Here is a 10262-nt window from a genome sequence, read left to right on the forward strand (position 1 = left end):
AGGCGCGGGGGGGGGGCGGGGGGGGGCGCCGGGGGGTGGGGGGGGGGGGGGGGGGGGGGGGGGGGGGGGGGGGGGGGGGTGTGCCGGCGGGGGATTCCGGGGGCGAGGTGAGTGTGCGGAGCAGCGCCTGGTCGCAGCGGCGGACCGCGGGGACGGCCGGGTTGGCGGCTGTGCTGTGCGGGGGGCTGGTCGTCGTCCTTGCCGTGCTGTCGGGCGGGCCGCTCGGGGGCGCGGCGCTGGCCCGGTTCGGGCCGGTGTGGTGGCAGACGGGTGGGGCGGCGATGGGGTGGATCGCGGGTGTGGCGGGTGTGGTGGGGGGGGGGGGGCGGGCTTGGCGGTGTCGGAAGGGGTGGAGGCGGCGTGGGGGGCCGCAGGGTTCTGGCGGGGGCTGGTTCTCCCGTACGAAGGGGGAGGGTGCGGATGTGTCGGAGACGGGGGAGTCGGAGGTCACGCCGGCCGTGTCCAGTGAGGCGGCCCCTGTTGAACCGGACGATGCCTCCGAGGCGTACGACTTGTTGCCCTCCGACGGTGATTCGCAACCGGCGTGGCGCGATGACGCCGGGTGGGCGCCGCTGGAGAAGGTGGTGCCGCCGCCGCAGTCACCGGAGGACTGATTTCGCCCCCGCCGCCCTTACCCGTCCCTTCCCGTCCCTGGGGGCTGCGCCCCCAGACCCCCGCTGTCGGCCTGAACGGCCTCGTCCTCAAACGCCGGACGGGCTGAAAGTGCGGGCCGGCGCTGAGAGGTGGCCCCCAGCGGGTGGGTGGGGGATCGGGATGGCTTCCCTCGTCCTCAAACGCCGGACGGGCTGGATGGTGCGGACCGGCGTTTTCAGGTGGCCGGAGGGCCGGAAGCTGCCGACCGGCGTCGAGAAGAAGCGTCAGCTTTCCGTGCCCAGTACTCCCCGGAGTTCCTCCGGCAGCAGTTGGCTGCACGACTGCTTTGACTCGTTGGTGAGGGAGTCGCTCACGCAGGTGTAGTAGTCGCTGTACACGAGTTGGGCGGTGAAGGTCGCGGCGACGAGGGCGATGGCGAGGGAGGCTGTGACCAGGCCGGTTACCGCGGCCGTCGTCTGGGGGCGGGCGTTCGTGGTGGGGGCCGCGGTGTCGGGGTCGGGCGTGCGGGGCTTGGCCCGGAGGGCGCTGATGCCCCAGTACAGGGAGAGGGCGCCCAGCAGCAGGGCCACGTACGGCCAGCTGAAGAGGGCGAAGAAGAAGGCCCACATGCCGGAGAGCAGGGCGTACCGCGCCCGGCGCTGGGAGGGGTCGGCCGGGTCCCAGCGGAGGTTCGAGCCGGGGCCGCCTGCGCCCGGGCCGCCCTCGGGGCCCCCGCCCTGACCGCCCTGACCGCCGGGGCGGTCGCCGAAGCCGCCGGGGGAGCGGCCGGGCTGGCGGTCGCTCCACTGGCTGCCCCAGGGAGAGCGCGAGCTGCTGTCGCCGTCACCCGAGGAGTCGTCGCCCGACGGGCGTCGTGGCCGCCACGGGCGGTCCGGCGTGCCCTCCGGCGGCGGTGCGAACGGGTTGTCCTCCTGCGTCGTGCCGCCCTGCTCGTCGCCGTTCGGCTCGTCCGAGGGCGCGTCGGGCGGCGAGGCGGGGCGCTCCCGCAGAACCAGCACGGCGCTGCGCTCCCCTCCCTGCACCGACTGCTGGGGGAGTGTGAGGAGTCGCAGGCTGCGGTCCGGCATCAAGTGAGCGTCTTCCCCTTGTTGATAACGACGTGGTGACCAAGGCTTCGTGGGTACTGCTGACCGGCCCGGTGTGAGCGATCCGGTGTGAGCGGTCCTTCGTAAAACGCACCACCGACCGACCGCGTTCCCCAGTCCGCTCCTCGCAGACGCTACCTTCCGGCCATGCCCCCGTCCCATGGGGGCCGCCCGGTGTGCCGGTATCGTTGCTGACGGTCGGCCGCTTCGTAGACTTCCCCGTATCCGGGGGCGCGAAGCATTCGTACGAACGTACATACCGAACGTACATACCGAACGAACGCACCGTCGGCCGTACGGAAAACGCTCCCCCGAGAAAGGGCCCCACCGTGGCCGCCAAGCCCGTGGCCAAGCGCCTTGTCGTGCTGGTCTCCGGTTCCGGTACGAATCTCCAGGCGCTGCTCGACGCCATCGCCGAGACCGGCGTCGAGGCGTACGGAGCCGAGATCGTCGCCGTCGGGGCAGACCGGGACGGCATCGAAGGGCTGGCGCGGGCCGAGCTTGCCGGGCTGCCGACCTTTGTGTGCCGCGTCAAGGACTACGGCACCCGGGACAAGTGGGATGCCGCGCTCGCCGAGGCCGTCGCCGCCCACGAGCCGGACCTCGTGGTCTCCGCCGGGTTCATGAAGATCGTGGGGAAGGAATTCCTCGCTCGCTTCGGCGGGCGGTTCGTGAACACGCATCCGGCTCTGCTGCCCAGTTTTCCCGGTGCCCACGGTGTGCGGGACGCGCTCGCGTACGGCACCAAGGTCACCGGGTGCACCGTCCACTTCGTCGACGACGGCGTCGACACCGGACCGATCATCGCTCAGGGCGTGGTGGAGGTCCGGGACGAGGACGACGAGAGCGCTCTGCACGAGCGCATCAAGGAAGTCGAGCGAAGGCTGCTCGTCGATGTCGTGGGGCTGCTCGCCCGCAACGGCTATCGCATTGAGGGACGAAAGGTAGTTATCCAGTGACCGCCACCGCCGAGAGCAACAAGCGGGCCATTCGACGGGCGCTCGTCAGCGTCTACGACAAGACGGGTCTGGAAGACCTCGCGCGCGGTCTGCACGAGGCCGGCGTCGAGCTCGTCTCCACCGGCTCCACCGCCTCCCGTATCGCCGCCGCGGGCGTCCCCGTCACCAAGGTCGAGGAGCTCACCGGCTTCCCCGAGTGCCTGGACGGCCGCGTCAAGACGCTGCACCCCAAGGTCCACGCGGGCATCCTCGCCGACCTGCGCCTGGACAGCCACCGGCAGCAGCTCGACGAGCTGGGCGTGGCGCCGTTCGACCTCGTCGTCGTGAACCTCTACCCGTTCCGGGAGACCGTCGCCTCCGGTGCCTCGCCCGACGAGTGCGTCGAGCAGATCGACATCGGCGGTCCGTCCATGGTCCGCGCCGCCGCCAAGAACCACCCGTCCGTGTCGGTCGTCACCAGCCCCGCCCGGTACGCCGACGTCCTTGCCGCGGTCCGCGACGGCGGCTTCGACCTCAGCACCCGCAAGCGGCTCGCCGCCGAGGCGTTCCAGCACACGGCGGCGTACGACGTGGCGGTCGCGAGCTGGTTCGCGAGCGAGTACGCCCCCGTCGACGAGTCGGAGTTCCCCGACTTCCTCGGCGCCACCTGGCAGCGCGAGAACACGCTCCGGTACGGCGAGAACCCGCACCAGCCGGCTGCCCTGTACACCTCGGGGAGCGGCGGTCTGGCACAGGCCGAGCAGCTGCACGGCAAGGAGATGTCGTACAACAACTACACGGACACGGACGCCGCCCGCCGTGCCGCGTACGACCACGACGAGCCCTGCGTCGCGATCATCAAGCACGCCAACCCCTGTGGCATCGCGATCGGCGCGGACGTCGCCGAGGCGCACCGCAAGGCGCACGCCTGTGACCCGCTGTCGGCGTTCGGCGGCGTGATCGCGGTCAACCGGCCGGTGTCGAAGGAAATGGCCGAGCAGGTCGCCGAGATCTTCACCGAGGTCATCGTCGCGCCGGACTACGAGGACGGAGCCCTCGAAGCCCTCGCCAAGAAGAAGAACATCCGCGTGCTGCGCGCCCCCGAGGGGCCGAAGAACGACGTCGAGGTCAAGGCCATCGACGGCGGCGCGCTCCTCCAGGTCACCGACCGTCTCCAGGCCGACGGCGACGACCCCGCCAACTGGACGCTGGCGACCGGCGAGGCGCTCGGCCCCGAGGACCTGCGCGAGCTGTCCTTCGCCTGGAAGGCGTGCCGGGCGGTCAAGTCCAACGCCATCCTCCTCGCCAAGGGCGGCGCCTCGGTCGGCGTCGGCATGGGCCAGGTCAACCGCGTGGACTCCGCGAAGCTCGCGGTGGAGCGGGCCGGCGCCGAGCGCGCGCAGGGGGCGTACGCCGCCTCCGACGCGTTCTTCCCCTTCCCGGACGGCCTGGAGATCCTCACCGAGGCCGGCGTCAAGGCCGTGGTGCAGCCGGGCGGTTCGGTCCGTGACGAGCTGGTGGTCGAGGCCGCGAAGAAGGCGGGCGTGACGATGTACTTCACGGGGACGCGGCACTTCTTCCACTGAGCCGTTCCGCCGACGTGACGCTGGAGGGCCCGCCGGGGATACCGGCGGGTCCTTGCCAACTAAGGCGCCAACTAAGGCTCTCCCACAGCTTTTTCCCGCACCGATGTTGAACTGTTGCGCTGCCAATCCCGTCTCCATCGTCGAGCCAATGGATGTCTACTGGGAGGGGCTCCCTTAATGGGGCCGGACAGATACACGAACAGCATCGTCCGCTTGGTCGCCGGGGCCGCACTTGTGGCGACGGTCGCAGGTGTCACGGGTTGCTCGAAGGAGACGGACTCCGTCGGGGGAAAGAAGCCGAACGCAAGCAACTCGAAGGCGGCCGGGGCGAAGGCGACGCAGAAGGGGAAGGACGGGAACGGCTCGGCGGCCGCACAGTCGTCGGCCCTCCGCCAGTCCACGGCCGAGGAGGCGGTGGGCACGTGGGTCACCGAGGTCATCAAGGGCCGGCCGAAGCGGGCGTGCCTGGTGATGGCGCAGCCGGCCACCGATGCGGCGCCCGCGCAGGTCGGCACGCGGTCGAGGTGTAACGGCAACACCTCCGAGGCTCGGCAAATGCGGGAAGCCATCGGGAAGTTCCGCCCGTCGTTCACGCCCAAGCCGCCCACGGGCAACCCGAAGGTGGAGGTCGCGAAGGTCCCGGTCACCGGCGACAAGGCGGCGGTCCCGGCCGGCAAGGTCACCATTGACGGGCAGACTCTCGACAAGGTCATCCTGTCCAACTCCACGGGACTGGAGTCGGGGCAGCTGGACGTCAAGATCGAGTCCACCAGGATCGACGACGCCTGGTATGTGACCAACGTCGATTTCAACATCGGCTGACTCCGTGCCTCTCCGCCCACCTGCGGATTCATCGGTTGGGGTGGGCGGAGGGGGTGTCGCGGGTCCTGTTCCCGTCAGGTCGAACTACGCAGTGCAGCCCAGGTGTTGGGCCCGACCTCGCCGTCGACCTCCAGCCCCTTGTCGCTCTGGAACAGCCTGACCGCGGCGACGGTGTCCTGGCCGAACTGCCCGTCCACGCCCGCGCCGCCGACGCTGTAGCCGCGCTTGGTGAGCATGCACTGCACCTGGACGACGCGTTGGCCCTTGTCGCCGGAGGTGGTCAGTTCGGTGCCGGAGTAGTACGTGCACTGGGAGATCCACGGCGGGGTGGCGGGCGTTGTGGCGGTCTTGGTGGGCGTGGCGGTCGGGGCGCTGCCGCCACTTGCGTTGCCGTCGGACGTGGCGGTGGTGTTGCCGGCGGGAGTGGAGCGCGTTCCGCCGGCACCGCCTCCGGATGCGTTCGGGCTCTGCGACGCCTCCGACTTCTCTTCCCCCGAGTCGGTTCCCTTCCCCTTCCCCTTGTCCTCCTCCTTCTCCTTCTTCCCGTCGTCGGAGGGCGAAGCGGAGGCGCTGGGGAGGGGGGAGGTCGGAGCGCCGTCGGGGGCGGTGCTGCCGGCCGAGGCCGAGGCCGTTTCGTCGCTGGGCGGGCGGGTGAGCAAGAAGGCGCCCGCGACGACGGCGCACACGGCGAGAGTTGCGGCGACGGCGAGGTACGCCGTCCGCTTCTTCCGCCTCTCACCGCCGGGGACCTGTGGGGAGATGGCGTACTGCCCGGGCGACGTACGCAACTGGACGGTCTCCGGGCCGGCCTCCGGGACGGCGACATGCTCCAGTACGTCGCAGGCCTGCCGTCGGGCAAGCAGCCGCGCGTCGAGCGGCTCGTGCCAGGAGGCTGTGCGGCCGTGACCGACGCCCGTGGCGGCGTCGGTGAGTTGCTCGGGTACGGGGCGCCCCGCGGGATCCTTGGCGAGGCAGGCGGACAGGAGTGCGGCCAAGGCCGGGTCCACGGCGGCGAGTTCCGCCATGATCTCCGCCTTCGGCTGCTCGAAGGCGACACGATGCATCACGTCGACGCCCGTTCCGTCCCCGAAGGGGGCGTGCCCGGTGGCGGCGTAGATCAGGCTCCCGGCGAGCGAGAACACGTCGGAGGCGGTGTCGCACCGCCCCTCGCGCAGATACTCGGGCGACATGAAGGCGGGCGTGCCGACCCGGCTCCCGCTGGAGGTGATCGCGCTGCTGTCGGCGGCCTGCGCGATGCCGAAGTCGATGACGTGCGCTCCCCGCAGGGAAAGGATCACGTTGGACGGCTTGAGATCCCGGTGTACGACGCCGGCGGCGGCCAGCGCAGACAGGGCCTGCCCGAGATCGGCGACCAGCCGCCACATCCCGGCGACTTCGAGCGTGCCGCACTCGCGGACGGCGTCGGCGAGGTTGAGGCCGGGCAGGTACTGCGTCGCCATCCACAGCAACGAGTCGTCGAACCCGGTGCCGAGGAGGTCCGGCGCTCGCGGCGTATGCACCCGGGCGTGCACGGACGCCTCCCGCTCGAACCGCCGCCGGAAGCGGGGGTCTTCGGCGTACTCGGGACGGATCACCTTGACCGCGGCGAGGCCAGGGGTGTTGTCGGCGGGGCGTGCGAGGTAGACACGGCCCATGCCGCCGCTGCCGAGCACGCCGACGGGGGCGTAGGGTCCGATGCGGCCGGGGTCGGAGGGCCGCAGCGGTTTCGCGCCCGCCTGCGGCAGCGCGGTGTCACCGGGCGCCGGTGTGTTCGGCGACACGGGTCGCTGGTCTGTCATGGGTCCCCCGACCGTTCTTCATTGCTCAACGTGCTCTTGTGCCACGCCAGTTGATTGTCGAGAGACTACCGTCCGGCGGCAAGCGTGACGGTGCTCGCCGCCACGCCCGCAAGTGCCGATGCCTAGCGGTGAGCAGGAGGGCCGGCGTCGGTCACGCCTTGCGCAGGGCACGCCACGTTCCCGGGCCCACGATTCCGTCCGCGTCCAGTTCCGTCCGCTTCTGGAAGGTGAGGACCGCGCCGTGTGTGAGGGGGCCGAAGTCGCCGTCCACCTCGCCGACTTCGGTGATTCCGTGCAGATGCCGGAGCAGGCACTGGAGTTCCCTGACCTGGCTGCCGCCGTCGCCTCGCCTGAGGGTGAAGTCCCAGGTGCTGCTCCAGCCCGCCGTATAGCCGCGGCCGTACTTGGTGTCCTCGTACACCGCGGGCTTCTCGCAGGTGGGCGGCGCCGCGGCCACCGGGGCGGTCCGGTCCCGCAGGGTGTATGTCACCGTCCCCGCTCCCAGTACCGCCGCCGCGACCGCCGCGACCAGGACCGGACGCTTCCACCGCCTGGGCCGCAGCCGCGGCAGGCGGGCCGAGCGGAGGGTGCCGGCCGCCTGCTCGACGCGGCGCAGGAGAGCCTCGCCGGTGACTCGCTCCGCGTGTGTCCGGGCCAGGCAGTCGGTCACGATCTCCCGCCACGCCTCCGGGAGTTCGGGGGACAGCCGCAGTTCCTCCGTGCCGCGCGCGTAGCGCGTCGCCGCGTCGCAGCGGGCCTCCGTGGTGCCGCCCGGCAGCGGGAAGGAGCCGGCGAGGACGAGGTGGGCGAGGACGCCGAAGGCCCAGACGTCGGCGGAGGGGCGGATCCGCGTGCCCCGCTCGTCGATCTCGGGCCACAGCAGTTCCGGCGGCGTGTAGTCACGGGTGGCGAACGCGGGCGCGTAGGCGTGCGTGCCCTCCAGTTCCGCGGCCAGGTTGAAGTCGGCGAGGCGTACCGAACCGTCCGCCATCAGCAGCACGTTGGCCGGCTTGAGGTCTCCGTGCACCCAGCCCGCGTGGTGCAGCTGGTGCAGCCCTGCGCAGATCTGCGCGAGCAGGGCGGGTCCCGCCTCCGGTTTCGGCGTCTGCTCCAGTACGGCGTCCAGGGCGCCCTCGGCCTGTTCCAGGACCAGCACCGTGGCGCCGTCGAGTTCGGGGTGGTGCGGGTCGTCGACCGTCACGGTGTCGTACATCCGGATCAGCCGCGGCGCGCGCAGCCTGCCCAGTAACTCCACTTCCCGCTCGGCCAGTTCGCGCAGGTGGTGCAGCTGGCGCGGGGTGCGGGTGCCGGTGGGCAGGAACTTCAGGGCCGCCCGGCGGGGCAGCTCGGGCTCGTCGGCACCGGTGCGCCGCGCCGCGTAGACCGTGGCGAACGCGCCCGACGCGAGTGGTTCGCGGACCTCCCAGGGCCCGACCCGGTAGCCCTTGGGGACGGGGACGGCGTACGACTGCCCGGTCATCGGACGACCACCCCGCCCGGCGCGGGGGCGAGTACGGCGAGGTCGTCCTCGCGGACCAGGTCGAAGCGGAGGGCGAGCGAGACCAGCGACTCCTTCTTGCCGTTGAGGCGCCGGCCGGGCTCAGCCGTGTCCGGTCCGGGCCGTAATCGGAGTTTGACGGCGAGGTAGTCGATGTTCCAGTAGACGGCGGAGCGGCTGACCCTGGGCCAGACGGGACGCAGGCGTTCCGCCAACTCGTCGACGGCGGGCAGCGGGGCGTGCGGTTCGCCGCGCAGTCGGGGTTCGCACAGGGCCGCAAGGACCGCGAAGTACCGCTTGGTCCGGTCGAGGGCGAACGCCGGTGCCGTGACGGCGCCGGTGAGCCCGTGGCGGGCGACGCTGCTGAAGGCGTGGCCAGGAGCCCAGACGTCGAAGGCGAGCAGGTCGCCCGCGGCGGGCAGGACCACGCGCGAGAACTCGAACGGCACGGGCGCGTCCAGCCGGCCCGGCACGACCTTGACGTGCTCGCCGGCGCCCTCCGGGTTCTCCACCACATAGGTCTGGTCCTCGCTGAGGTTGCTCAGCAGCCAGAAGGAGCGGTGTGCCGTGATCTCCCCGGCGACGCGGGGCACCCCGTTGTGCGCGATGGTCAGGCCACCGGCTGATTCGGCCCTGCCGAACGCGATCCGCTCACCGGCGGCGATCCGTAGTTGCTCGTCCACGCTGCCGCACGCCGGCGGCACGACGATGACGCTGTACATGGAGCCGTCCCCCTCCCGATCCCCAGTTCAACGTGGGGCAGAGTAAGGGAACCCTTAGTGCAGCCGCGAAGCTTTGGCGGAGCCCGGCGCGTCGCGGCCTCCGGCCCTCCCCCGAGGAGGCCGGAGGCCGCGGCCCTGCGGGCGTCAGCAGTTCTGCAGACCCGGGATGGGCTGGTAGTTGCCGCCGCCCGACACCTTCGTCGCCGGGAACCAGCCCCAGCCGTTGTTGGAGTAGGCGTCGTCGGCCTGCGTCCACAGCCACCAGTTGTTGCGGGCGTCACCGACCGGCGGGTTCTCCCGGTCGGTGAACTGCTGCGCGGTGTACGTGGCCCCGCCCGGACCCTGCTTCGACCCGGCGTTCCCCCAGCAGCCCGAGGCCGCCGAGGCGAGAGTGCGCTTCATGGTCGGTGTCCCTCCGGTCCTGCCACCCCCGTTGGTGGACAAGTCGACCGTGGCGCCGGCCGGCCGCGAGCAGTACCTGGGAACTCTCAGGGTCACTTCTTGCCGGGCGGCGTGTACTCCTTGAGGTAGTGGGCGACGCGGGCGGCGTAGTCGCGGTACTGCGGGGGAACACCGCCCGCGGCGTTCACCTTCTTGGTCGAGGTCCGGAATGCGGCGGCGAGCAGGACCTGGCGGTCGCCGGTCAGGCCGGTGGAGTTCAGACGGGGTTCCATGAAGCAGAGGTACCGGCCCACGGCCGGGATGGACTCGGCGGGCGTGAGGGGAGGCTTTGGGGTTTCCGTCGCGGGGACGCCGTCCGCGCGGATGTACCAGCGCAGGATGCTGGGCGTCCAGCGGGCGATGCCGTACTCGCCCTCGCCGCCCGCGCCCGGGTCGGAGAGGTTCGGGTCGAAGTTGCTCTCCGCCTTCAGCAGGGCGGCGATCAGCGCCGGGGTGACCTCTTCCTGGACGCAGTCGTGCGCCGAGTCGACGATGAGGCGGCGGTAGGCCACGGGGACGCCTTTGTCCGTACGGAGTTCGGAGGCGCCGTAGGTGGCGGCCGTGACCTTCGCGGTCTCGCCGCCGGAGGCCCCGCTCCCTTCCGCGCCGCTCTCCGCCCAGGTGCTGATGCCGTAACCGAGCGCCGCCACGCCGACGGTGGCGATCGCGGCGGCCAGCACGGTCGTACGGCGGGAGCGGCGGGGCAGGGCACGGGGGGGGGGGGGGGGGGGGGCCCCCCCCCGCCGCGGCCCCCCC

The 10262-nt window shown here is 71.8% G+C and carries 9 protein-coding genes and 2 pseudogenes; 5 read left to right on the top strand and 6 right to left on the bottom strand.

What is annotated here, in order from left to right; translation table 11 throughout:
* The first annotated feature begins 107 nt into the window (after positions 1-107).
* The gene (locus tag KCH87_RS50920) at positions 108-614 is read left to right on the top strand and encodes a DUF6350 family protein (protein WP_374199109.1); all 507 of its coding nucleotides are present in this window, start codon (positions 108-110) and stop codon (positions 612-614) included.
* Positions 563-729, top strand: a pseudogene (locus tag KCH87_RS50925) (cobyrinic acid a,c-diamide synthase); the annotation flags it as partial. The gene KCH87_RS50920 and the pseudogene KCH87_RS50925, both read left to right, overlap by 52 nt.
* A gap of 149 nt (positions 730-878) precedes the next feature.
* On the opposite strand, the gene KCH87_RS48100 reads toward KCH87_RS50925, so the two are convergent.
* Positions 879-1682 (bottom strand): hypothetical protein, encoded by an 804-nt coding sequence (locus tag KCH87_RS48100; protein ID WP_210594404.1) that lies wholly within the window; start codon positions 1680-1682, stop codon positions 879-881.
* Between the two features lie 347 nt (positions 1683-2029).
* Here KCH87_RS48100 and purN point away from each other — a divergent pair, with 347 nt between their 5' ends.
* The 3 genes from purN to KCH87_RS48115 all read left to right on the top strand — a co-directional run bounded on the left by purN (position 2030) and on the right by KCH87_RS48115 (position 5046).
* Positions 2030-2659 carry a phosphoribosylglycinamide formyltransferase gene (purN, locus tag KCH87_RS48105; protein ID WP_210594405.1) on the top strand — a complete coding sequence of 210 codons (630 nt, stop codon included), beginning with the start codon at positions 2030-2032 and terminating at the stop codon, positions 2657-2659.
* Complete coding sequence (gene purH, locus KCH87_RS48110; RefSeq protein WP_210594407.1) at positions 2656-4224, top strand: bifunctional phosphoribosylaminoimidazolecarboxamide formyltransferase/IMP cyclohydrolase; 1569 nt, start codon at positions 2656-2658, stop codon at positions 4222-4224. Before purN ends, purH begins: the two co-directional genes overlap by 4 nt.
* Positions 4225-4401: 177 nt before the next feature.
* Positions 4402-5046: a hypothetical protein gene (locus KCH87_RS48115; RefSeq protein ID WP_210594408.1), complete on the top strand. Its 645-nt coding sequence runs from the start codon at positions 4402-4404 to the stop codon at positions 5044-5046.
* A 74-nt stretch (positions 5047-5120) separates the two neighbouring features.
* Here the strand turns inward: KCH87_RS48115 and KCH87_RS48120 are convergent, their stop codons facing one another.
* From KCH87_RS48120 to KCH87_RS48140, 5 genes and pseudogenes are all read right to left on the bottom strand, one after another.
* Positions 5121-6845 (bottom strand): serine/threonine-protein kinase, encoded by a 1725-nt coding sequence (locus KCH87_RS48120; protein WP_210594409.1) that lies wholly within the window; start codon positions 6843-6845, stop codon positions 5121-5123.
* 151 nt (positions 6846-6996) lie between these two features.
* The gene (locus KCH87_RS48125) at positions 6997-8325 is read right to left on the bottom strand and encodes a serine/threonine-protein kinase (protein WP_210594410.1); all 1329 of its coding nucleotides are present in this window, start codon (positions 8323-8325) and stop codon (positions 6997-6999) included.
* Positions 8322-9065, bottom strand: a complete 744-nt coding sequence (locus KCH87_RS48130; protein WP_210594411.1) for an FHA domain-containing protein — start codon at positions 9063-9065, stop codon at positions 8322-8324. Before KCH87_RS48130 ends, KCH87_RS48125 begins: the two co-directional genes overlap by 4 nt.
* Before the next feature lie 144 nt (positions 9066-9209).
* Positions 9210-9467: a hypothetical protein gene (locus tag KCH87_RS48135; RefSeq protein WP_210594412.1), complete on the bottom strand. Its 258-nt coding sequence runs from the start codon at positions 9465-9467 to the stop codon at positions 9210-9212.
* Between the two features lie 92 nt (positions 9468-9559).
* Positions 9560-10262, bottom strand: a pseudogene (locus tag KCH87_RS48140) (protein kinase); the annotation flags it as partial.

Source organism: Streptomyces sp. GESEQ-35, from assembly GCF_017948485.1.
In the GTDB taxonomy this organism is placed as follows: domain Bacteria; phylum Actinomycetota; class Actinomycetes; order Streptomycetales; family Streptomycetaceae; genus Streptomyces.

Excerpts from the sequence above, each read along its gene's own strand:
- KCH87_RS48100 (WP_210594404.1), bottom strand. The coding sequence starts at position 1,682 with ATGCCGGACCGCAGCCTGCGACTCCTCACACTCCCCCAGCAGTCGGTG.
- KCH87_RS48115 (WP_210594408.1), top strand. The coding sequence starts at position 4,402 with ATGGGGCCGGACAGATACACGAACAGCATCGTCCGCTTGGTCGCCGGG.
- KCH87_RS48120 (WP_210594409.1), bottom strand. The coding sequence starts at position 6,845 with ATGACAGACCAGCGACCCGTGTCGCCGAACACACCGGCGCCCGGTGAC.
- KCH87_RS48125 (WP_210594410.1), bottom strand. The coding sequence starts at position 8,325 with ATGACCGGGCAGTCGTACGCCGTCCCCGTCCCCAAGGGCTACCGGGTC.
- KCH87_RS48130 (WP_210594411.1), bottom strand. The coding sequence starts at position 9,065 with ATGTACAGCGTCATCGTCGTGCCGCCGGCGTGCGGCAGCGTGGACGAG.
- KCH87_RS48135 (WP_210594412.1), bottom strand. The coding sequence starts at position 9,467 with ATGAAGCGCACTCTCGCCTCGGCGGCCTCGGGCTGCTGGGGGAACGCC.